19 protein-coding genes are annotated in these 23,016 nt (G+C 71.5%); 12 read left to right on the forward strand and 7 right to left on the reverse strand.

The window, feature by feature from the left end:
- The first annotated feature begins 13 nt into the window (after positions 1-13).
- Positions 14-577, forward strand: coding sequence for a TetR/AcrR family transcriptional regulator (locus tag V1457_RS16300; protein WP_200071345.1), 564 nt, complete (start codon positions 14-16; stop codon positions 575-577).
- Here the strand turns inward: V1457_RS16300 and V1457_RS16305 are convergent, their stop codons facing one another.
- Entirely contained in the window at positions 578-1,339 is a 762-nt protein-coding gene (locus tag V1457_RS16305; protein ID WP_200071346.1) for a GntR family transcriptional regulator, read from the reverse strand. It lies immediately after the preceding gene.
- 293 nt (positions 1,340-1,632) lie between these two features.
- Between V1457_RS16305 and V1457_RS16310 the strand changes: the two genes are divergently transcribed.
- Together V1457_RS16310 and V1457_RS16315 are read left to right on the forward strand one after the other, a co-directional pair.
- On the forward strand, positions 1,633-2,826 hold the full coding sequence (locus V1457_RS16310) for a CaiB/BaiF CoA-transferase family protein (protein ID WP_200071347.1): 1,194 nt from the start codon (positions 1,633-1,635) through the stop codon (positions 2,824-2,826).
- Positions 2,823-4,007: an acyl-CoA dehydrogenase family protein gene (locus tag V1457_RS16315; protein WP_200071348.1), complete on the forward strand. Its 1,185-nt coding sequence runs from the start codon at positions 2,823-2,825 to the stop codon at positions 4,005-4,007. The genes V1457_RS16310 and V1457_RS16315 overlap by 4 nt, the downstream gene beginning before the upstream one ends.
- Before the next feature lie 306 nt (positions 4,008-4,313).
- Here the strand turns inward: V1457_RS16315 and V1457_RS16320 are convergent, their stop codons facing one another.
- Together V1457_RS16320 and V1457_RS16325 are read right to left on the reverse strand one after the other, a co-directional pair.
- Positions 4,314-5,072, reverse strand: coding sequence for an SDR family NAD(P)-dependent oxidoreductase (locus V1457_RS16320; RefSeq protein WP_200071349.1), 759 nt, complete (start codon positions 5,070-5,072; stop codon positions 4,314-4,316).
- Between the two features lie 238 nt (positions 5,073-5,310).
- Complete coding sequence (locus tag V1457_RS16325) at positions 5,311-6,765, reverse strand: amidase (RefSeq protein WP_200071350.1); 1,455 nt, start codon at positions 6,763-6,765, stop codon at positions 5,311-5,313.
- Positions 6,766-6,935: 170 nt separating this feature from the next.
- Between V1457_RS16325 and V1457_RS16330 the strand changes: the two genes are divergently transcribed.
- Entirely contained in the window at positions 6,936-8,120 is a 1,185-nt protein-coding gene (locus tag V1457_RS16330; protein ID WP_338595391.1) for an MFS transporter, read from the forward strand.
- Positions 8,121-8,271: 151 nt separating this feature from the next.
- Here V1457_RS16330 and V1457_RS16335 read toward each other — a convergent pair whose 3' ends face one another.
- On the reverse strand, positions 8,272-9,087 hold the full coding sequence (locus V1457_RS16335) for an SAM-dependent methyltransferase (protein WP_338595392.1): 816 nt from the start codon (positions 9,085-9,087) through the stop codon (positions 8,272-8,274).
- Positions 9,088-9,290: 203 nt separating this feature from the next.
- On the opposite strand from V1457_RS16335, the gene V1457_RS16340 reads away from it, so the two are divergent.
- The 7 genes from V1457_RS16340 to V1457_RS16370 all read left to right on the forward strand — a co-directional run bounded on the left by V1457_RS16340 (position 9,291) and on the right by V1457_RS16370 (position 17,686).
- Complete coding sequence (locus V1457_RS16340; protein WP_295140755.1) at positions 9,291-10,373, forward strand: S-(hydroxymethyl)mycothiol dehydrogenase; 1,083 nt, start codon at positions 9,291-9,293, stop codon at positions 10,371-10,373.
- Positions 10,373-11,002: an MBL fold metallo-hydrolase gene (locus tag V1457_RS16345; protein WP_200071354.1), complete on the forward strand. Its 630-nt coding sequence runs from the start codon at positions 10,373-10,375 to the stop codon at positions 11,000-11,002. Before V1457_RS16340 ends, V1457_RS16345 begins: the two co-directional genes overlap by 1 nt.
- 33 nt (positions 11,003-11,035) lie before the next feature.
- Positions 11,036-12,274: a sensor histidine kinase gene (locus V1457_RS16350; RefSeq protein WP_338595394.1), complete on the forward strand. Its 1,239-nt coding sequence runs from the start codon at positions 11,036-11,038 to the stop codon at positions 12,272-12,274.
- 52 nt (positions 12,275-12,326) lie between these two features.
- Positions 12,327-13,019 carry a response regulator transcription factor gene (locus V1457_RS16355; protein WP_200071355.1) on the forward strand — a complete coding sequence of 231 codons (693 nt, stop codon included), beginning with the start codon at positions 12,327-12,329 and terminating at the stop codon, positions 13,017-13,019.
- A 58-nt stretch (positions 13,020-13,077) separates the two neighbouring features.
- Entirely contained in the window at positions 13,078-14,127 is a 1,050-nt protein-coding gene (locus V1457_RS16360; protein ID WP_200071356.1) for a Gfo/Idh/MocA family oxidoreductase, read from the forward strand.
- A 77-nt stretch (positions 14,128-14,204) separates the two neighbouring features.
- A complete protein-coding gene (locus V1457_RS16365; RefSeq protein ID WP_338595395.1) occupies positions 14,205-16,595 on the forward strand; it encodes a phosphoketolase family protein in 2,391 nt (796 codons plus the stop codon).
- Complete coding sequence (locus tag V1457_RS16370; protein WP_338605008.1) at positions 16,583-17,686, forward strand: acetate/propionate family kinase; 1,104 nt, start codon at positions 16,583-16,585, stop codon at positions 17,684-17,686. Before V1457_RS16365 ends, V1457_RS16370 begins: the two co-directional genes overlap by 13 nt.
- An 8-nt stretch (positions 17,687-17,694) precedes the next feature.
- Here the strand turns inward: V1457_RS16370 and V1457_RS16375 are convergent, their stop codons facing one another.
- The 3 genes from V1457_RS16375 to V1457_RS16385 all read right to left on the reverse strand — a co-directional run bounded on the left by V1457_RS16375 (position 17,695) and on the right by V1457_RS16385 (position 21,917).
- Entirely contained in the window at positions 17,695-20,061 is a 2,367-nt protein-coding gene (locus V1457_RS16375; protein ID WP_338595396.1) for a glycoside hydrolase family 2 TIM barrel-domain containing protein, read from the reverse strand.
- A gap of 120 nt (positions 20,062-20,181) precedes the next feature.
- Entirely contained in the window at positions 20,182-20,475 is a 294-nt protein-coding gene (locus V1457_RS16380; protein WP_295150519.1) for a hypothetical protein, read from the reverse strand.
- A 662-nt stretch (positions 20,476-21,137) separates the two neighbouring features.
- The gene (locus tag V1457_RS16385) at positions 21,138-21,917 is read right to left on the reverse strand and encodes a cupin domain-containing protein (protein WP_338595398.1); all 780 of its coding nucleotides are present in this window, start codon (positions 21,915-21,917) and stop codon (positions 21,138-21,140) included.
- A gap of 138 nt (positions 21,918-22,055) precedes the next feature.
- Here V1457_RS16385 and V1457_RS16390 point away from each other — a divergent pair, with 138 nt between their 5' ends.
- Entirely contained in the window at positions 22,056-23,003 is a 948-nt protein-coding gene (locus V1457_RS16390; protein ID WP_200071361.1) for a D-2-hydroxyacid dehydrogenase family protein, read from the forward strand.
- Positions 23,004-23,016: the final 13 nt, after the last annotated feature.

The raw sequence follows: 23,016 nt of genomic DNA on the forward strand, positions 1-23,016 counted from the left end.
ATAGAATGGGCTCATGACTCGCGAACGGCTCACACCCGCCGGGCGGCGGATCCTCGACGTGGCCGCCGAGCTGTTCTACCGGCAGGGCATCCACGCGGTCGGCGTCGAGGGCATCGCCGCCGAAGCCGGGGTCACGAAGAAGACGCTGTACGCCTGCTTCGGCTCCAAGGACAACCTCGTCACCGCATACCTCGAGCAGCGCGACGAGCGCTGGCGCGAGTGGGTGCTGCGGTGGCTCGACGAGCACGGTGGATCGGCCGCGGAGCAAGTGCTCGGCACGTTCGACGCGCTGGCCGAGTGGATCGATCGCGGGGACTTCCGCGGCTGCGGCTTCGTCAACGCGCTGGCCGAGATCCCCGACGCCGAGCACCCGGCGCGCGCGATCATCACCGCGCAGCAGGAATGGGTGCGGGAGCACTTCGCGCGGCTCGCCGAAGCCGCGGATGCGCCCGACCCGGCCGACTTCGCCAAGACCGCGCTGCTGCTCTACGAAGGCGTCACCGTCTCCGCCTCGATGGATGTGCCGGATGCGGCGCGGCAGGCGCGGAAGGCGGCCGAGGTACTGCTGAAGACTTGATCAGGTGATCGTCTCGCGCAGCGAATCGATGGCGTGGCTGCGGTGGGTGCTCAGCTCGGCGATCAGCTTCTCGGCGTCGCCTTCCGCGGCCGCGCGGACGATCGCCGAATGCTCCTCGCGCACGCGCGCGCGGTTGGCCGTCGCGTTGTAGTAGACCGCGCGATAGGCGTCCGTGGCGTCCCACAGCGTCCGCACCATCCGCATCAGCCGCGGCATTCCGGCGGGCTCCAGCAAGGCGAAGTGGAACCTGCGGTTCGCCGCGATCATGCCCACCAGGTCCCCGTCCTCGGCGGCCGATTCGACGTCCTCGGCCGCATCGGTGATCCGGGCCAGGTCGGCCTCGGTGAACGCGGTTGCCGCGATCCCGGCCGCCTCCGACTCCAGCAGTTCCCGGATCCGGTAGACCTCCACCAGGTCGTCCAGCGACAGCTCCGCCACCGCGTAGCCGCGGTGCGGGCGGTAGACGACCTGTCCCTCGGCTTCCAGGGTCTTCAGCGCCTCCCGCAGCGGCACCCGGCTGACGCCGAGGTCGTGCGCGATGCCGTCCTGCCGGATCGGGCGGCCCGGTGGCAGCGACCCGGAGGTGATCGCGCGGCGCAGCGCGTCGAGCACGAAGGCCTGCGTGGTCGGCGGCCGGGTGCCCTGGTCCGGCCAGCGCAGGTCGGCGCGGGGAGCTGCGGTGCGGGCATCTGTAGTGCGGGCATCTGCGGTGCGCGCCTGGTCCTGCGGCGCCTCGTCGGGGTGGTCGCGATCTGCGGGCATCGGGCTCCTGCCGGGTCTTCGGGCGTGGCGTCGTGCTCGGCGGACGTGACGCCGATCATCGCGCGGACGACCGCCCCGGATCGACGATCACCCGGACGAGATCTTGTTGACGACTGCGGCGCTGACTGTATATTGGATCCAATCTCGGTGGAACGCAACACGCTGGCACGGAGCCGAATGCTCGCAAGTGGCGGCGGCCGGTCGGTGCAGGCGGTTGGCGGGACGTGCGTGCTCGTCGCGCGGTCCGGCGGTGCGTTCCCGCAGGCGGTCGAAGAACCGGAAGGTGGTCAGCGATGGGTCGGGCGCTGCCGATGGACGGCGTGGTCGTGGCGGACTTCAGCCGGGTGCTGGCCGGTCCCTACGCGACCATGCTGCTGGCCGACCTCGGCGCGACCGTGATCAAGGTCGAGCGGCCCGGCGCCGGGGACGACACTCGCGGCTGGGGTCCACCGTGGACGGAGCGCAGCTCGTCCTACTTCGAGTCGGTCAACCGCGGCAAGCGCAGCATCGCGCTGGACTTCGCCGACGAGCAGGACCGGGCCACCGCCCGCGAACTCGTCCGCCGCGCGGACGTGCTGGTGGAGAACTTCCGGCCGGGCGTGCTGGACAAGGCCGGGCTGGACTACGACGCCGCGCAGCAGCTCAACCCCGGGCTGATCTACGCGTCGGTGTCCGGTTTCGGTTCCGGTCCCGGCGCGGACCTGCCCGGCTACGACTTCGTGGTGCAGGCGGTCGGCGGGCTGATGAGCGTCACCGGCGGCCAGGAAGGCCCACCGACGAAGGTGGGGGTCGCCGTGGTGGACGTGCTCACCGGCAAGGACCTCGCGTTCGGGATCATGGCCGCGCTGCGGCAGCGGGACGCCACCGGGCAGGGCCAGCACGTCGAGGTCAACCTGCTCTCCAGCCTGCTGTCCTCGCTGGTGAACCAGGTCAGCGGGCTGCTGACCACCGGCATCCCGCCGGAGCGGATGGGCAACCGGCACCCGAGCATCGCCCCGTACGAGACGCTGCGCTGCGAGGACGCGCTGCTGGCCGTCGCGGTCGGCAACGACGACCAGTTCCGCAGGCTCACCGAAGCGCTGGGCCTGGTCGGCTTGGCCGACGACCCGGCCTTCGCGACCAACGCAGCGCGCGTGGCCAACCGCGACTCCCTGGTGGAGCGGCTGGAGAACGTGCTCGGCGCGCGGCCGGCCGCGGACTGGCAGGACCGGCTGCACCGGGTGGGCATCGCCTGCGGCCAGGTCAACGACCTCGGCGGTGCGCTGCAGTACGCCGAGTCGCTCGGGCTGGCCCCCACGGCCGATCCTGGTGACGGGGGAGTGGCGCAGGTGCGCACCCCGATCGAGTTCTCCGAGTCCGGCGTCGTGCCGCCGGTAGCGCCCCCGCACTTGGGCGAGCACACCGACGAGGTGCGTTCCTGGCTGGCAGGCGAGACCGCCGCGCCGGCGCCGTTGTTCGACGATCCGTCCCGAGGAGGCCGCCGATGAGCGCCAAACCCGACTTCGACCCCCGCGACCCCCTCGGCATCGACGCCGAGCTCAGCACCGAGCAGCTCGCGCTGCGCGACAGCGTCCGGGCGCTGTGCCGGGACCTGGTGGTGCCGCACGTCGGCGACTGGTTCGAGCGCGGCGAGTTCCCGCAGGCCCGGGAACTCGCTCGCGAACTCGGCAAGCTCGGCGTCCTCGGGATGCACCTGGAGGGCTACGGCTGCGCGGGCGCGTCCGCGGTGGACTACGGGGTGGCCTGCGAAGAGCTGGAGGCCGTCGACTCCGGGCTGCGTTCGCTGGTGTCGGTGCAGGGATCGCTGGCGATGTTCGCGATCTGGCGCTGGGGCTCGGAGGAGCAAAAGCAGCAGTGGCTGCCGCGGATGGCGGCGGGCGAGGCGATCGGCTGCTTCGGGCTCACCGAACCGGACCACGGCTCGGACCCGGCGTCGATGCGCACCCGCGCGCGCAAGGACGGCGGAGACTGGGTGCTCGACGGGCGCAAGATGTGGATCACCAACGGCAGCGTCGCCGATGTCGCCGTGGTCTGGGCGCAGACCGATGACGGCGTGCGCGGTTTCGTGGTGCCCACCGACGTGCCCGGATTCTCCGCGCCGGAGATCAAGAAGAAGGCATCCCTGCGCGCTTCGGTGACCAGCGAACTCGTGCTGGACGGGGTGCGGTTGTCCGCGGAGGCCGCCCTGCCCGGGGCCGTGGGGCTGCGCGGTCCGCTGAGCTGCCTGAACGAGGCCCGCTACGGGATCGTGTGGGGCGCGAACGGGGCGGCCCGCGACTGCCTGGGGACCGCGCTGGACTACGCGCGCACCCGCGAGCAGTTCGACCGGCCCATCGCCGGCTTCCAGCTCACCCAGGGCAAACTCGCCGACATGGCGGTGCGGGTGAACAACGCCCGGCTGCTGGCGCTGCACCTGGGCAAGCGCAAGGACGCCGGGACGCTGCTTCCGCAGCAGGTCAGCTTCGGCAAGCTGGACAACGTGCGCGGCGCGCTGGAGGTCGCCCGCACGGCGCGGACCATCCTCGGCGCCAACGGGATCTCGCTGGAGTACCCGATCATGCGGCACATGACGAACCTGGAGTCGGTGATGACCTACGAAGGCACCAGCGAGATGCACGCGCTGACCATCGGCCAGGCGCTGACCGGCAGCAACGCCTTCCGCGGCTAGGAGGGCCCGCCGGTGGTCGAGCTGGTTCCGCCCCGGCGAGCGCGCCGGGGCCGCCAGGAAACAACCGTCAACAGCGGACCACCGTCCGCGCGTTGGCGCTGGACCGATCGGGGATGCCGCGGGCGGACGCCGCTCGACCTGGCCGCAACGTCCACAAAGGACACGCGTCCGGGTGCCGGCTTGCAGCGGCGTCGGCTCAGGAAGAGGTCCCGGAACGGGACGGCATCCGAGGCCGACCAGGGGACCGGGATCAGCGGCCGGTCGTCACCGGCCGCTCGCGGTCCCCTCGTCGCGCACCCGCGCCGATCACCAGACGGTGAAACCGCCGTCGGCGACGATGTTGCTGCCGGTCACGAAGCTGCTCGCCTCCGAGGCCAGGAACACCGCCACCGGCCCGAGCTCGTGCGGCTCACCGACCCGGCCCAGCGGGGTCTGCGCCACCCAGCTGTTGAACCACTCCGGCTGCGTGGTCTGCACCCCGCGCAGCAGCTCGGTGCCGGTGTAGCCGGGCGAGATCGAGTTGACCCGCACGCCGCGGCCGCCCCACTCACCGGCCAGCGACTTCGTCAGCATGATCACGCCGGACTTGGAGGAGTTGTAGGAGACCTGCGGCTGCGGGTGGTTCGAGATCAGCCCGGACATCGACGCGATGTTCACGATCGATCCGGAACCCTGGGCGAGCATCTGCTTGCCGACCTCGCGGCAGCAGTAGAACACCGCGTCCAGGTTCAGCCCGACGACCTTGCGCCACGACTCGTCGCTCATGTCCTCGGCGGGCTCGTTGCGCACCATGCCCGCGTTGTGCACCGAGACGTCCAGGTGCCCGTGCTCGGCGACGATCTTCGCCACCGCGTCGGCGACCTGCGCGGAGTCGGTCACGTCCACCTGCAGGAACTCACCGCCGATCTGCTCGGCCGCGGCCTTGCCGGTCTCCGGGTTGATCTCCCCGAGCACCACGTGCGCACCCGACGAGCGCAGCGCCTTGGCGATCTCCAGCCCGATGCCCTGCCCGGCACCGGTCACCAGCGCCACCTTGTCCTGCAGGGAGAAAACCTCGGTACCCACTTGCCACCTTCCCTGAAACGCCACGTTGCTGATGCAGCCTCGCACATCCTGCACACCGGGTTGCGCGGCTGTGCACACCGGCCCCGGGCCGTTCGCCTGCCGCGAATGCCGCTCGTTCGAGCATGACCAGCGAGGCCGCGGGACCGCGAGGCCGGTCAGCGAGTGCGTCGCAGGGCACCGTGAGGCGCGGGCAACGGCGGAATCCGGGGAATCCACTCGACATCCGGCCGCGACGCGGTCAGGTCAGGGCCGGTGGCAGGGCTGCGTGCACCCAATCGCTGGCCTGCTCGTAGGCGTGCCCGAGCCGCAGCAGCTCCCACTCGGCGTGGCCGCGGCCGATGAGCTGCACCCCGGTCGGCAACCCGGCGCCGTTGAACCCGGCGGGCAGGTTCAGCACCGGATGGCCGGACAAGGTCCACGGCGCGGCCGTCTCCATCCAGCGGTGGTAGGTGTCCATCGGGTGGCCGCCGACCTCCTCCGGCCAGCGCATCCCGACATCGAACGGGAAGACCTGCGTGCTCGGCGCGAGCAGGAAGTCGTAGCGGGCGAACAGGTCCGAAACCACGGCCCGCCAGGCGTCGCGGCCTTCCAGCGCGGCGGTGATGTCCGGTACCCCGAGCTTGCCGTGACCTTCCGCCTCGTAGACGGCTTCGGGCTTCATCCGCGAGCGGGTGGCCGGGTCCGCGTACAGCTCGCGCAGCTTCTCGCCGACCATCCAGTGCCGCCACAGCAGGAACGTCTCCCACGCCCGCGCCACCGGGAGCCCGCCCGGAACCGGCTCGACCTCGCAGCCCAGCGACCGGAACAGCTCCACCGCGGAACCGCACACGTCCAGCACACCCGGCTCGGTCGGCAGGTAGCCGTCGAAGTCGCCGATCCAGCCGATCCGGACGCCCGCCGGGTCGTTGCGCAACTGCCCGGTGAACTCCGCGGGGTCGCGGTCCAGGCTCAGCGGCGCCCGCTCGTCCGGACCGGCCATTGTGGACAGCAGCATCGCCAGGTCGCGCACCGTGCGCGCCATCGGCCCGGGCACCGACGGATCGGCCACGAAACCCGGCGAGGGCACCCGGCCGAAACCGGGCCGCAGCCCGAGCACGTTGCAGAACGCCGCCGGATTGCGCAGCGAACCCATGAAGTCGCTGCCGTCTGCCACCGGCAGCATCCGCATCGCCAGCGCTGCAGCGGCCCCTCCGCTGCTGCCGCCCGCCGTGCGGGTCTGGTCGTAGGGGTTGGTCGTGGTGCCGAAGACCTCGTTGAACGTGTGCGAGCCGAGTCCGAACTCGGGCACGTTCGTCTTGCCGACGACGATCGCGCCCGCTTCCTTCATCCGGCGCACGTGCGTCGCGTCCTCGGTCGCCGGTGCGGTGCGCTGGAAGCCCTGCGTGGTGGGGAATCCGGCCGCGTCGGCGAGGTCCTTCACCGCGATCGGGAAGCCGTGCATCCAGCCGACGGGCTCACCGCGGTCGAGCGCGGCGTCGCGCTCGCGGGCCTGGGCGAGCACGTCTTCCTCGTCCGCCCGGGACACGATCGCGTTGACCAGCGGGTCGAACCGGTCGATGTGGCGCAGGAAGGCTTCGGCGACCTCGACGCAGGAGATCTCCCGCCGCCGGATCGACCAGGACAGTTCCACCGCGTCGAGCAGCACCGGCTCTTCGAGGCCCGGCGATGGGATTCCGCTGAACTCCGCTGCCACCCGAACTCCCCACGCCGCTGTGCCGATCACCGACCGTGTCCCGCTGCGCCCCTGCGCGTCAAGGCCGTGCGCACCTGCATTCGAGTGCGGTCAGCGAGGCCTGCGTCACGTTAGCGTTGCTAACCGATTGCTCGGTTCACACGCTGGTGGCCGGATTCGAGGAGGCGCGGATGTCCGCAGCGGTGATCAACAACCGGCGATCGCTCCAACGCCGCCCCGGCGCGGTACGCGTGCTGAGCGCGGTCGCCGCGGTGGTGACCGTCGGGGTCTTCCCGGTGTTCCTGGTCGGCGGGCTCGGCGTGCAGCTGCAGCGGGAGCTGGATTTCGGCGCAGCGCTGCTCGGCGTGGCCACCGCCGGGTTCTTCGGCGTCGCCGCGCTGGCGTCGCGTTCGATGGGCTGGGTGGTGGAGCGCATCGGCTCCCGGCTGGCGATGCGGCTGGGCGCGGCGGGCAGCGCCGCCTGCCTGTTCGGGATGGCCGCCGTGCAGCACTCGGGCTGGCTCGTCGCGCTGCTGTGGATTGCCGGGTTGCCCAACTCGCTCGCGCAGCCCGCGGCGAACCTGCTGGTCACCCAAGGTGTTCCGGCTGCCAGGCGCGGCATGGGCTTCGGCGTGAAGCAGTCCTCCATCCCGGTCGCCACGCTGCTGGCGGGCGCGGCGGTACCGGCGATCGCGCTGACCATCGGCTGGCGCTGGGTGTTCGTGTTCGGCGGGCTGCTCGGGCTGCTGGCCGCGTTCGCGGTGCCTGCGCTGGCGGAGGCGGAGCGCTCGTCGCGGGCGTCTTCGGCTGAATCGTCCGGCGATTCGAAGTTCGTGCCGCTGCTGTTGCTGGCCATCGCAGGAGGGCTGGGGTCGGCGGCGGCCAACGCGCTCGGCTCGTTCGTCACCACCACCGCCGTCGAAGTCGGGTTCAGCCCGTCCGCGGCGGGGCTGGTGCTGTCGTTGGGTTCCGCGGCCGGTCTGACGATCCGGCTGGGGGCCGGGGTGGTCGCGGATCGCTGGAACCCGAACCTGCTGCGGCTGATCACGGCGATGCTGCTGGTCGGCTCGGTCGGTTACGTACTGATGGGGGCGGGTTCGGCCGAGCTGTTCCTGCTCGGGGTGTCGGTCGGCTTCGGTGCCGGGTGGGCGTGGCCTGGGCTGCTGAACTTCGCCGTCGCCCGCATCGCGCCGGACCGGGTGGCGAGCGCGACCTCGTTCACCCAGACCGGGATCTACCTGGGCGGCAGCGCCGGGCCGCTGCTGTTCGGCTTCTTCGCCGAGCACGCTGGTCTCGGCGCCGCCTGGCTGGCGGCCGGAACCGCCGCGGTCGTCGCCGGTGTCCTGCTGCTGTTCATCCGCACTCCCCGCTCCTGACCCACCGGAGGCGCCGACGATCGAGCGGCCCGCGCACGCACGGCCATCCGGACGGCCGACACGCCGACGCGTCACCCGACCCGCGTAATCTCGTTCGGAGTGCGAAGGGGCTTTCGCCCCGTCCGATGGGGCCGACAGGTCCTTCACTCGGCTACTCGTGCCGAGCCGGTTTGCGTGCGACACCGCCGTGCAGGATGCGGTAGTGGGGGTGCGCGGGCGCTCCCGGATCCGGACGCCAATCGCTCACGCAGCAGGTGCCCGGCCCGAGCCGGTCGAACCCGCCGAAGCACTCGTCGATCCACTCCGGCGACCGGTCCACCAGCGGATCCGCCGTGTCCGCGTAGAAATTCGCCAGCAAGTGCATCGGAGCGGGCTGCTCGCCCCCGGTGACGTGCGAGATCACCAGCCCGCTGCCCGGCGGCACCGCCCGCTGGTAGGTGCGCACCAAGCCGTGCGGGTCGTCGCCGTCGTCCAGGAAGTGCAGCACCGCCGACATCAGCACCCCCACCGGCTGAGCGAGGTCGAGCAGCGCGGCGGTTTCCGGCGCGTTCAGCACGGACCCGGGTTCGCGGAGGTCCGCGCGGATGATCTCCGCCCGCGGTTCGGCGGCCAGCAGCGGTTTGCTGTGCGCGACGGTCAGCGGCTCGTTGTCCACGTACAGCACCCGGAACCGGCCGGTGCGCCTGCGCGCGACCTCGTGCACGTGCCCGATCGTCGGAATGCCCGAACCCAGATCCAGGAACTGCCGCACCCCGCGGGCCAGCAGGTACTCCACGGCACGCCGCAGGAACGCCCGGTTGTCCCGGAAAACCCCGGTCACCCCGGGCAGCGCCAGCTCGAGCCGTTCGGCGAACCGCCGCTCGACGCCGAAGTTGTGCGAGCCGCCGAGGAAGGCGTCGTAGATCCGCGCCGCGCAGGGCCGGTCGATGTCCATCTCCCTGGACAGCAGGCGCTGCGCTTCGGTCATGGTGTGCTCCTCGTTCGATCGCCGGCACCGTACAGTAGCCACGTGGTGACGAACTGTGTCGAACCGTCCGCCCCCAGGCGCGTCCGCTGTTCGACCGAACCGCAGTCGCGACGGCACCGGCTACGTCCGATCGGGCGGTATGGTCGCGACGCCAGATGTCGATATGCGCATGTGGGCGAAATCCGATAGCCAGGAGGTGTTCGTTGAGCGAAGTCCGTGCCGTGGTGGCGACCGGCAAGGGAGCCCCCGTCGAGGTCGTCGACATCCGGGTCCCGGACCCGGGCCCGGGCGAGGCCGTGGTGGCCGTGCAGGCGTGCGGGGTCTGCCACACCGACCTGCACTACCGGGAAGGCGGCATCAGCGACGACTACCCGTTCCTGCTCGGCCACGAGGCCGCAGGTGTCGTGGAGTCGGTCGGCGATGGCGTCCAGGATCTTGAGCCGGGCGATTTCGTGGTGCTCAACTGGCGCGCCGTCTGCGGCGTGTGCCGGGCGTGCAAGCGCGGACGTCCGCAGTACTGCTTCGACACGCACAACGCCGCGCAGCCTATGACGCTGACCGACGGCACCCCGTTGGAACCGGCGCTGGGCATCGGCGCCTTCGCGGAGAAGACGCTGGTCCACTCGGGACAGTGCACGAAGGTCGACCCGTCCGCGCGGCCCGCGGTGGCCGGGCTGCTGGGCTGCGGCGTGATGGCCGGCATCGGCGCCGCGGTCAACACCGGGCACGCCGGTCCCGGCGACACGGTGGCCGTGATCGGCTGCGGCGGTGTCGGCGACGGCTCGGTGGCCGGCGCGAACATGGCCGGTGCGCGGCGGATCATCGCCGTGGACAAGGACCCGAAGAAGCTGGACTGGGCCAAGCAGTTCGGTGCCACGCACACCGTCAACGCCGGTGAGCAGGACACCGTCGAGGCGATCCGGGAACTCACCGACGGATTCGGCGCCGACCTGGTGGTCGACGCGGTCGGCGTGCCGGAGACCTACAAGCAGGCGTTCTACGCGCGCGATCTCGCGGGCACCGTGGTGCTCGTCGGCGTGCCCACGCCGGAGATGCGGCTCGAGCTGCCGCTGCTGGACGTGTTCGCGCGCGGCGGTTCGCTGAAGTCCGCCTGGTACGGCGACTGCCTGCCCAGCCGGGACTTCCCGATGCTGGTGGAGCTCTACCAGCAGGGCAGGCTGCCGCTGGAGAAGTTCGTGACCGAACAGATCGCGCTGGACCAGGTGGAGTCCGCGTTCAGCAAGATGCACGCCGGTGACGTGCTGCGTTCGGTGGTGGTGTTCTGATGGCCGCGCGCATCGACCACACCACGACTTCCGGCACGTTCTCGCTGGACGGCCAGACCTTCGATGTGGACAACAACGCCTGGGTGGTCGGCGACGACGCCGAGTGCGTCGTGATCGACGTGCCGCACGACCCGGCCGCGGTCCAGGAGCTGATCGCCGGGCGGAAGGTGCTGGCGATCCTGGCCACGCACGCCCACGACGACCACGTGCGCAAGGCCCCGGAACTGGCCGAGGCGGTCGGCGCGCCGATCTTCCTGCACCCGGACGACCTGGTGCTGTGGCGGCTGACCCACCCGGACCGGGAGCCGGAGCGCAAGCTCGCCGACCGGCAGGTGGTCGGGGTCGCGGGCACCGGCCTGCAAGTGCTGCACACCCCGGGGCACGCGCCCGGCTCGGTGTGCTTGTACTCGGCCGATCTCGGCGCGGTGTTCACCGGGGACACGTTGTTCGCCGGTGGTCCCGGGGCGACCGGGCGGTCCTACTCGGACTTCGCGGTGCTCACCGAGTCGATCCGGGACCGGTTGCTGACCCTTCCGGAGGTCACCAGGGTGCTGCCCGGCCACGGCGAGACCACGACCGTTGGTGAGGTTTTGCCGCATTTCGACGATTGGGTCGCGCGAGGCTACTGATTCCCGGGCGGGTACGTGCGCATACTGCTGCCCGTGTCGACTTCGCCGATACCGACGTGGCTGACCGAGCGGGCGTACCTGCTCGACTCCGCGATGGTCGTGCTGTTCATCGTCATGCACGTGCTGGTGCTCAGCGTCGACCCGCCGCCGCCCGGCACGCCGTGGTGGTCGCTGATGCTGGTCAGCGTGCCCGCGTTCGGGCTGCTGCTGGTGCGCAGGCGGTGGCCGTGGGTGCCGTTGCTGGGCTGTCTGGCCGCTGCGACGACGCTGACGATCGCCTGGGTGCCGGAGGATCCGCTGAACTTCGCGATCCTGGTCGGCGTCTACTCGGTGTGCCAGCGCAGCGGGGTGGCCGGCGCGGTCGTGGCGACCGTGCTGGCCATGCTGTGGCCGGTGGTCTACTCGCTGGGCGAACCGCCGCTGTCGGCGGTGGTGAGCACGCTGATGGCCTCGGTGGACCTGTTCATGGTCGTGGGGCTGGCGTACGCGGTGCGGCTCGGGCGCCGCCGCGCGGCTCAGCTGGAGAGCACGGTCGCGCTGCTGGACCAGGCGCGGGAGCAGCTCGCCGCGGAGGCCGTGGCCGGTGAGCGCGCCCGCATCGCCCGCGAGTTCCACGACATCGTCTCGCACAACTTGTCGGTGGTGGCCTTGCGCGCCGGAGTGGCTCGTGCGCTGGTGGATCGCGATCCGGGCCATGCCGAGGAGACGTTGCGGGAACTGGAGCACACCTCGCGAACCGCGCTGGGTGAGCTGCGCGGGCTGCTCGGCCGATTGCGGGAGGAACCCGCGGGTCAGGAGCTGGCCGGGCAGGAGCAGGGCCCGAGCGCGGACGCCGACCGGCCGGGCCGCCAGCCGGCGCCGGGCCTGCACAAGGTGGACCACCTGGTGGATTCGGTGCGCGGCACCGGCGTGGTGTGGCGGCTGGACCGGCGCGGCGAGGTCCGCGAGCTGGGGCCGGGCGTGGAGATGGCCGCCTACCGGATCGTGCAGGAAGCCGTGACCAACGTGCTCAAGCACGCCCCGTCCGGCTACGCGCGAGTGCTGCTGGACTACGGCAGCGGTGTGCTGCGGCTGGAAGTTACCAACCACGCGACCGGTCAGGCGTTCGGCTCGCTGCCCGTGCAGGCACCGCGCGGCGGTTCCGGGCAGGGCTTGGTCGGCCTGCGGGAACGGGCCGCGCTGCTGGGCGGAACGTTCACCGCGCATCCCGTTGCGAACGGATTCCACTTGGCCGCCGTGCTACCGTGCGCCGAAAATTCGGACCTTGCCTGACCCGGAAATCCCGCCGGTGCGCCGGTGAAGCCGAACGACAGGAGGTCCGGCGGTGGAGTGCCCGGCCGAAACGACCGTACTGGTCGCCGACGACCAAGCCATGATCCGCGCGGGACTGGTCGCGTTGCTGTCCGCCGACCCGGGACTTCGGGTGCTTTCCGAAGCCGAGGACGGGGACGCGGCGATCGCCGCCGTGCGCAGGCGCCGCCCCGACGTGGTGCTGATGGACGTGCGGATGCCGGGCACCGACGGGATCAGCGCCGCCCGCGAGATCATCGGCGACACCGAGGGCCGCACCGCGGTGCTGATGCTGACGGTGCACGACCTCGACGAGTACGTCTACGCCGCGCTGCGGGCCGGGGCCAGCGGATTCCTGCTCAAGGACGCGCCGCCGGAGGAGCTGGTGCGCGCGGTGCACACCGTGGCCGCGGGGGAGGCACTGCTGGCCCCGCGAGTGACCCGGCGGTTGCTCACCCGGTTCGCTTCGCTGGGGGTGCGCGATGCTTCCAGCGAGCTCAGCGGGCTGACGAACCGGGAGCGCGACGTGCTGCTGGAGGTCGCCCGCGGCGGTTCGAACGCGGACATCGCGCGCAAGCTGGGACTGGCCGAGCTGACCGTGAAATCGCACCTGTACCACGTGATGCAGAAGCTGCACCTGAGCTCGCGCACCCAACTGGTGATCACCGCCTACGAGACCGGTCTGGTCTCCCCGGGCAGGCTGGGCGGGCCCGAAGCGCCGGTGTGACCGGAGCACCGTGCGACGGCGCCCTTGGATCGGTTCAGCGGGCTGATCTAATGGCCGCATGAGCGCTGAACTGCGGGTGGGCTTGATCGGTTTCGGTGTCGCTGGCGCGGTGTTCCACGCGCCGCTGATCGCGGCGAACCCGCAGCTGCGGCTGGCGACGGTCGTCACCGGCTCGCCGGAGCGCCGCGAGCGGGTCCAGACCGAGTACCCGGGTGCGGCCATCGTCCCCGACGTGCAGGCCATGCTGGACCGCGAAGATCTGGATCTCGTGGTCGTGGCCAGCCCGAACCGCGCGCACGGCGAGCACACCAGGGCCGCGCTGCGCGCCGGGCTGCCGGTGGTGGTCGACAAGCCGTTCGCGCCGACCGCCGACGAGGGACGCGAGCTGGTCGAGCTCGCACGGGAACGCGGACTGCCGCTGACGGTCTTCCAGAACCGCCGGTGGGACAACGACTTCCGCACCGCCGCCGAGCTGATCGCGGACGGCGAGCTCGGCGCGGTGCACCGGTTCGAGTCCCGGTTCGAGCGCTGGGTGCCGACGCCGAAGTCCGGCTGGCGGGAGTCCGGTGGCGCGCAGGACGCGGGTGGCGTGCTCTACGACCTCGGCAGCCACCTGATCGACCAGGCGTTGGCGCTGTTCGGGCCGGTCGAGTCGGTTTACGCGGAGGTGGCCGCGCGCCGCGCGGGCGTCGAAGTGGACGACGACGCGTTCGTGGCGTTGACGCACTCCGGCGGCGTCCGCTCGCACCTGTGGGTCAGCAAGGTCGCCGCCCAGCACGGTCCGCGGCTGCGGGTGCTGGGTGATCGCGGCGCTTACACCAAGTTCGGCCTCGATCCGCAGGAAGCGGCGCTGCGCGCGGGGGAACGGCCCGGTCCGGGCTGGGGCGAGGAGCCCGAGGAGTCCTGGGGAGTGCTGGGCACGGTGCAGGACTCCCGGCCGGTGCCGACGGTGCCCGGCGCCTACCAGGAGTTCTACGACGCGCTGGCCGCGGCGGTGCGCAACGGCACGCCGCCGCCGGTGGATCCGGTCGGCCCGATCGTCGGCCTGGAGATCATCGACGCGGCGCGCCGCTCGGCCGCGACCGGCGAGGTCGTGCGCCTCGGCTGAGGCGGGTTGCGATCGCCGCGAACGGGGAACGCCATGAGGTGAACAGCACCCACGGCATCCGCCAAGGAGGTTCGCGGATGGCAACCGCGACGGTGACCGCCGGCCGGACCGAGTACCTGGACTCGCGGGAACTGCGGGGCGTCCACCAGTGGTGGCGCGCGGCGAACTACCTCTCGGCCGGGCAGATCTACCTGATGGACAACCCGCTGCTGCGGGAACCGCTGCGCCCGGAGCACGTCAAACCGCGGCTGCTGGGGCACTGGGGCACCACGCCCGGCCTCACGTTCATCTACGCGCACCTGAACCGGGCGATCCGTTCCCGGGACCTGGACATGATCTACGTGACCGGCCCGGGGCACGGCGGTCCGGGCCTGGTCGCGGCCGCGTGGCTGGAGGGCACCTACAGCGAGATCTATCCGGACGTGGCCCAGGACCTCGAGGGGATGCGCCGGCTGGTCACGCAGTTCTCCTTCCCCGGTGGCGTGCCGAGCCACGTGGCGCCGGAAGTGCCGGGCTCGATCAACGAAGGCGGCGAACTCGGCTACTCGCTCGCGCACGCCTACGGCGCCGCGTTCGACAACCCGGACCTCACGGTCGCCTGCGTGGTGGGGGACGGCGAGGCCGAGACCGGCCCGCTGGCCACCGGCTGGCACTCGAACAAGTTCCTCGACCCGGCGCGCGACGGCGCGGTCCTGCCGATCCTGCACCTGAACGACTACAAGATCGCCAACCCGACGGTGCTGTCCCGCATCTCCGAGCCCGAACTGCTGAACCTGTTGCGCGGCAACGGGTACGAGCCGTTCGTGGTCGCCGGCTCGGAACCCGCCGAGATGCACCAGCTGTTCGCCGCGACCCTGGACCGCTGCCTGGACGAGATCGACGCGATCCGGTCCCGCGCTCGCCGGGACGGTGTGACCGACCGGCCCACCTGGCCGATGATCGTGCTGCGCAGCCCGAAGGGCTGGACCGGTCCGGACACTGTGGACGGTGCGCGGGTCGCGGGCACGTGGCGCGCGCACCAGATCCCGATCAGCGACCCGCGCAACGATCGCGACCACTTGCGGCTGCTGGAGAACTGGCTGCGCAGCTACGAACCGGACGAGCTGTTCGACTCCGAGGGCAGGCCCGCGCAGCCGGTCCGCGAGCAGCACCCACGGGGCGCGCGGCGGATGAGCGCGAACCCGCACGCCAACGGCGGACACCTGCTGCGCGGTCTGCGGATGCCGGACTTCCGGGACTACGCGCTGCCGGTGCCGGACCCGGGCGCCACCGACGGCGAGGCGACCAGGGTGCTCGGCACCTTCCTGCGCGACGTCATGCGGCGCAACGAGGCGGAGAGCAACTTCCGCGTGTTCGCCCCGGACGAGAACAACTCCAACCGGCTGGACGCGATCCTGGAGGCGACCCCGCGGGCTTGGATGGGCCGGATCGAACCGGACGACGAGTCGCTGGCCCCGGAAGGCCGGGTCATGGAGGTGCTCTCGGAGCACACCTGCCAGGGCTGGCTGGAGGGCTACCTGCTCAGCGGCAGGCACGGGTTGTTCTCCTGCTACGAGGCGTTCGCGCACATCGTGGACTCGATGCTCAACCAGCACGCGAAGTGGCTGAAGGTCGCCAAGCGGCTCGGCTGGCGCCAGCCGATCGCCTCGCTGAACTACCTGCTGACCTCGCACGTCTGGCGCCAGGACCACAACGGCTTCTCGCACCAGGACCCGGGATTCATCGACCACGTGGTGAACAAGCGGGCCGAGCTGGTGCGCGTCTACCTGCCGCCGGACGCGAACACGCTGCTGTCGGTCACCGACCACTGCCTGCGCAGCCGCGACTACATCAACGTCGTGGTGGCGGGCAAGCAAGCCGCCCCGCAATACCTGGACATGGACTCGGCGGTGGTGCACTGCACCAAGGGCATCGGCATCTGGGACTGGGCCAGCAACGACGGCGACGGCGAGCCCGCCGACGCGGTGATGGCCTGCGCGGGCGACGTGCCGACGATGGAGACGCTGGCCGCGGTGGACTGGTTGCGGCGCCGCTTTCCGGACCTGCGGCTGCGCGTGGTCAACGTGGTGGACCTGATGCGACTGCAGGACGAGCGCGAGCACCCGCACGGTCTGTCCGATGTGGAGTTCGACGCGCTGTTCACCACGGACACGCCGATCATCTTCAACTACCACGGCTATCCCTGGCTGATCCACCGGCTGACCTACCGCAGGCGCGGCCACCCCAACCTGCACGCCCGCGGCTACAAGGAGGAAGGCACCACGACCACGCCGTTCGACATGTGCGTGCTCAACGAGATCGACCGGTTCAACCTGGCGATCGACGTGATCGACCGGGTACCGCGGCTCGGCGAGCGGGCGGGCTACGCGCGCGAGGAGCTCAAGGACAAGCTCATCGAGCACCGGCACCACGTGACCACCTACGGCGAGGACATGCCAGAGGTGCGGGATTGGAAGTGGGAGTCCTGATGCGGGTGCTGACGGTCAACGCGGGCTCGAGCAGCCTGAAGCTGCGGCTGCTCGACGACGACGAGCAGCTCGCCGCGCACGACGTGCAGCGCTGGCAGGGCGAGAACGAGCCGATCCGCGACTTCTTCGCCGAGCACGGCGCGGACGCTATCGGGCACCGCGTGGTGCACGGCGGCACGCAGGTGACCGGGCCCGCGGTCGTGGACGAGAACCTCGTGCACTACTTGTCGACGCTGACCGATCTCGCTCCGCTGCACCAGGCGCGGGCGCTGGACGGGATCCGCGCGGCGGAGGAGTGCGCTCCGGGAACGCCTTCGGTGGTGTGCGTGGACACCGCCTTCCACAGCACGCTGACGGAAGCCGCCGCCACCTATGCGCTGCCGAAGGAGTGGAACGAGCAGTGGTCGCTGCGCCGCTACGGGTTCCACGGCCTCTCGCACGGCTACGCGGCGCGCCGCGTAGCCGAGCTTGCCGGGTCGCAGTCGCAGCAAGGCCGGATCTTGACCTGCCACCTGGGTTCCGGCGCCTCGCTCGCGGCCGTGCGCGACGGCCGGTGCGTGGACACGACGATGGGTTTCACCCCGGACGAAGGGCTGGTCATGGCCAGCCGCAGCGGATCGGTGGATCCCGGTCTGCTGGGCTGGCTGCTCACCAGCGGCCGGGTCCAGGTGGACGAGTTGTTCACCGCGATCCAGAAGCGCGCGGGCTTGGCCGGGTTGTCCGGAACCTCCGGCGATCTCCGGGACGTGCTCGCTGCCCGCGACGACGGCGACCGGGACGCGGCGCTGGCCTACGACGTGTTCACGCACAGCCTGATCCGGCACGCGGGCGCGATGGTGGCGGTCATGGGTGGGCTGGACGTGCTGGTGTTCACCGGTGGGCTCGGGGAGCATCAGCCACCGCTGCGGGCTGATCTCGCTGCCGGGCTCGGGTTCCTCGGAGTCGAGATCGACGAGGACCGCAATGCAGCTACCAGCGACGACGCTGATCTGACCGCGTCGGGCGCGGGTGTCCGGACCGTCCTTGTCGATGCCCGCGAGGACTTGGAGATCGCCCGGCAGACCCGCTCCGTGCTCGTGCCGGTCGGCTGAGCGCGGGTTCACGCGGGTGCAGGCGGACCGTGGACCTCGATCGCGGCGCGGGCGGACCCCGCGGTCGGGTGGTGCGCGGTCAGCGTGACCGGCCCGGTGCCTGCGAGCCGGCTGCGCAGCCAGACCGCACCGACCCCGCCGGTTTCGGCCAGCGGGAAGGGATCGCTGCCGACGAGCACCGCCGGACCGGTCACTTCCAGCGCCACATCACCGGGTGTACCGGCGCGATCGGCGCCGTAGCGGTCCACCACGCGGATCTCGGCGCGCGTGGCGTCCGCGCCGCCGGAGGCGATGCTGCGGTCGTCCGTGCGCAGCGCGAGCCGGTCGGCCCCGCGGTCGGCCGAGAACCGGCGGCTGCGCACCATCCGGCCGCCGAGGTGGGCATCGATCCGCAACTCCGGCGTGCCGTCCACTGTGGAGAAATCAGCGAAGAACGGCGGATACGGCAGATTCGGGAACTCGTCGCGCGCCGGGAGCAGCGACGCGAGCGGCTGGTCGTCCAGGAACAGCTCCAGCCGGTCCGCATTGGACCAGATCGCCGCCCGCGCTCCGAGCTCGCCCACCGGGTGCGAACCGGTCGGATCCCAGTGGAACGACGGCTCGATCACCAAGCGCCGCAACGGATCCACTTGGGACCGGTAGACGGCCGCGCCCGGCTTCGGCACCCGGAACAGGTCCAGCACGCCCGGCCACTTCACACCGCGGAACACGTTGCCGTTGCCGGACGGGTAGTCGAAACCGGCCCAGCTCAGCACTCCCGCGTAGCGCCGGTCCGCGAGCGCGAGGTCGTGCGCCCGCGCGTGCGCGAGCGCCTGGCCCTGCTGGGTCGGCTGGTCGTCGGTGCGCCGGTAGAACGTCGCCGGTCCGGACAGCGTGCCAACGGCCTCGCTCACGAGGTACGGGAAATCTCGGCGCGCCGGCGCCAGTTCCGGCCGCAGGCGACCGTCCGGCCCGGTGCTCGCGGAGTAGTCGTTGCAGGCGAACACGTCGTGCTGGAAATCCGTCGTGCCGTGGTCGGCCTGCAGCACCGCGCCGGTCGTCTGCCGCGAACCGTCCAGCTCCTTCGCCAGCCGGTCGGTGCGGCGGTAGAACTCGGCGTCGCCGGGGGTTTCGTTGAGCCGTGCGGCCCACAGCACGACCGAAGGATGATTGCGGTCGCGCACCACCATGTCGTGCACATCGCGATAGGCCCGTTCGGCCCACCGGCCGGTGCCGAGGTGCTGCCAGCCCGGCGGTTCGTCCCACACCAGCAGACCGAGTTCGTCGCAGGCGTCCAGGAACGCTTCGTGCTGCGGGTAGTGCGAGCAGCGCACCATGTTGCAGTTCAGCTCGTTGCGCAGGATCTCGGCGTCGCGCCGTTGCACCCGCGCGGGCATCGCCGCCCCCGCGAACGGATAGAACTGGTGCCGGTTCACCCCGAACAGCTGCCTGCGCACGCCGTTGAGCCGGAACCCGTCGCGGTCGAAGCGCGCTTCCCGGAACCCGGTGCGCACCCGGCGCCAGTGGACCGGCTGACCAGCCCGGACGAGCGTGACCACCACGTCGTAGAGGTGCGGCGCGTCCAGCTCCCACAACTGCACGTCCGCGAGATCGCCGACCGCGAGTTCCACGGGATGCCTGCCCGCGGGTGATCGGATCGGCCGCTCGGCCCGGCCGAACGACTCGGCACCCCGGCGAACTTCCGCGCGCAGCAGGTAATTCTCGCCCCGCGCGAGGTCCAGTTCGCACCGCACCCGGAGCTTGCGCCGGGCGGCGTCGAGCACGTGCACGGGCTCGGCGAACACGTCCCGCACGTGATCGGCCGGAACGCTGCGCAGCGACACCTCGCGGTAGAGACCGGCGGGCTGCCAGAAATCCACCGCGGTGCCCGACGGCCTCCCGTCCGAGGACTCACCGTTCGGCGGCACCTCGGTGTCGAAGCTGCCGTCCACCACGACGTCCAGGTCGTTCTGCGCCCCCAGCAGCGCCGTGACCTCCCGCTCGAACGGCAGGTAGCCACCGGCGTGCGGCTGCAGCGCTCGCCCGTTGAGCACCGGGTGTGCCGAGGTCAGCGCGCCCTCGAAGCGCAGGAAATGCCGCAGCCCCGGCTCGATCGGCGCGGTGAACCGCTTGCGGTACAGCCACCGCCGTTCCCACCGAGCCGGGTCCCAGTCGCCCCAGGACAGCTCCACCGCGGTGTGCGGAACGGCCACTGTGGACAGCTGGTGGTCGTCGACGGTGGCCGGGTCCGTGCCCGGCGGCAGCGGGCCGAACGACCAAGCACCGTCCAGCGAGGTGCGCGACTCCCGGACGAGACCGGTGGCGGCGACGGCGGCCGAACCGGCCGCGCCCAGTGCGCGGCGGGCGAACCTGCGGCGGGAGAACTGAGCGGGCATCGAGTCCGTCCTCGGCTGCGGGGGAGTCCCGAACTCCCGGGACTCGAACTCATCCGAGCACGTGCCGGAACGGCCCATCCAGCCGCTGATCCGGTCTTCTCAAGATGTGATCGGCTCCGCTCAGCCCCACCTGCTCGGCGGGGCGATCTCGCTGCGCGTGGACCCGTCGTGCGCCACCGCCTGCGGCATACCGGGCCGGGTACCTCCCCGGCGCTGCGGCCGCTCGGGCTCGGCGGCGCGGATGACCGACCACTGCATGACCAGCACCAGCACGCCGAGCACCAGCGCTGCCACCGCGGCCCACAACCCCGGTGCGCTGCCCAGGAACCACCACAGCGCGCCCGCGATCCCGGCCGCGGCTCCGCAGATGATCGCGAGCAGGTGGCAGAGCAGATGCACGGCGTAGCCCTTCACCAAAACCTCCAGGCTGTGCGAGTACGGCGGCGGCGATCACCCGGGGCACGCGCGAGTTCCCGCGCCGGTTGCCTGGACGCGGGTCAGGTCACAACATCGGGCGAGATCGGTGGTCACCGACCGCGACGCCCCCGAACTGCCGCCGCCATCACTCGATAGTAGCGCCCAGAATCGCCGAATCGCCTGATCAAGGACTTGGCCTCGGAGAACGTGATCGCCCGGAGGTGGACGGGCGAGCAAACCTCCGCGCAACTGAAGTCCCTCGATGGGATTGCACCCTCGTCGGTGTCCGGCACCGGTACCGCCCCGGACCTACGGTGAGAACCGGCGCGGCGCCCGCCGGCCCGAGCGGACCCCGCCAAAGCGCAGGGCACGAATGGCTTTTCGGGGGTGAAGTCGGTGCTGAACACGCTGGCGGTCTTCGCGGTGGCGGCGTCGCTGGGCATCGGAACGATCTTCGGGTCGCTCATCGCGCTGTGCTGGTTCGAGGCGCGGATGCTCGGCCATCCCGGCCGCGGACGAGCCCGCCGGACCGCCCCCGCGAACACTCCGCAGCGCTCGTGCACCTTCCCGGCCCGGAACCTGCCTCGCAGGCAGGTGACAGTCGTGGTCCCGCCGGCCGCCGAACCTCCTCCGAGCTTCGCGGCGCCGCACGCCTCGGTTCACAGCACCCGGAAGTCGGCGAAGTCGAAGCCGGGGGAGACCATGCAGGTCACCAGCGATTCCACCGTCGCCGACGCCACCGCTCGCTGCCAGGTCCCGGCAGGCACCAGCACCTGAGGATCTTGACCGGCACCGACGCCGAGCACGTGGTCCCGCGGCCGCTCCGCAGGCACCGCGCCGTCCCCGCCGAGCGAGAGCGTCAACGGCCCGCCGCGGTGCCACAGCCACATCTCGGCCGAATCCACCACGTGCCACGCCGAGGACTGGCCGGGCGTGAGCAGGAAGTAGATCGCGGTCGCCGACGGCCGGCTCCCGCGCCCGTCCGGTTCCACCGGCACCGGGCTCGTCCAGGTCCGGCGGTACCAACCGCCCTCCGGGTGCGGCAGCAGATCCAGTTCTTCCGCGGTCCGGCTACGCGTCTCCAGCCCCACGTACCTGCCTTGCGGATCGCGGCGCGCGTAATGCAGCCCGATCACCGCGTCGCGCTCCAGCGGGCCGTAGACGTGCGGGAACAGTGCGTCCGACGGCACACCGGCGGGCGGAGCGGGCGCTGCGGGCTCCCAGCGGACCGGCGCTGCGAGCCGATCCGGGTCGAGCTCCAAGGCGACCATCGGCTCCTCGGTGTCCCGGTGGAGCGTGTTCGCCACCGCCAGCGTCGTGGCGATGTCCGGGGAGCAGTGCACGAAACCCTCGCTGTGCAGCGACGGGGAACCGATGGTCTCCGGCGCGGAGTGGAACGCGCGCAGCGGCAGCAGGTGCAGCAGGCTGGATCGAGTCACTCTGGCAGTCTCTCCCGCGCCGGCCGCCGTTGTCTCCTATCGCGCGCCGGGCGCGACCGGGCATGTCGAAGATCCGCCGGAGCGGTGCCCGCGGCGCACGATCTACGATCGTGGCCAACCCGGCGAAGGAGGAGCGCAATGCGGATCGCGGTGCTCGACGACTACCAGAACGTCGCAAGGGACTACGCCGACTGGGACTCGCTGCCCGCCGAAGTCGCGTTCTTCCACGAGACCAGCACCGATCACGACGAGTTGGTGCGCCGCCTCGAACCGTTCGACGTGATCGCCGCGATGCGCGAGCGCACGCCGTTCCCGCGCGCCCTGCTCGAAGCGTTGCCGAACCTGAAGCTGCTGGTCACCACCGGCATGAAGAACGCGTCGATCGACATGGCGGCGGCAGCCGAACTCGGCGTCACCGTCTCCGGCACCCGCGGTGGCTCGTGGCAGGCGACCGCGGAGCTGACCTGGGGGCTGATCCTGGCCGTCACCCGCGACATCCCGGCGCACGACCGCTCGGTGCGCGAAGGCGGCTGGCAGCGCGGCGTCGGCGTGGAACTGGCCGGGCGGACGTTGGGCGTGCTCGGGCTGGGCCGGCTCGGCAGCCAGGTCGCGACGGTCGGCCTGGCGCTCGGGATGGAAGTGATCGCCTGGAGCGAGAACCTCACCGAGCAAGCCGCCGCCGAGGTGGGCGCGCTGCGGGTGGACAAGGACCGGTTGTTCCGCGACTCCGACGTGCTGACCATCCACACCGTGCTGAGCAAGCGCACCCGCGGCCTGGTCGGCGCGGACGAGCTGGCGCTGATGCGCCCGACCGCCTACCTGGTCAACACCTCGCGCGGCCCGATCGTGGACGAACCCGCGCTGCGCGAAACCCTCCGCGAAGGCCGGATCGCCGGCGCGGGCGTGGACGTGTTCGGCCGCGAACCGCTGCCCGCCGACGACCCGTGGCGCGAGGTGCCGAACGCCGTGCTCACCCCGCACATCGGCTACGTCACCACGGGTACCTACGAGGCCTTCTACGCCGAGACGGTGGAGGACGTCCGGGCCTACCTGGACGGCTCACCGATCCGCGTCCTCAACGGCTGAGGTGGGCCGGGCG

It is taken from the genome of Saccharopolyspora sp. SCSIO 74807 (assembly GCF_037023755.1).
Classification (GTDB): Bacteria; Actinomycetota; Actinomycetes; order Mycobacteriales; family Pseudonocardiaceae; genus Saccharopolyspora_C; species Saccharopolyspora_C galaxeae.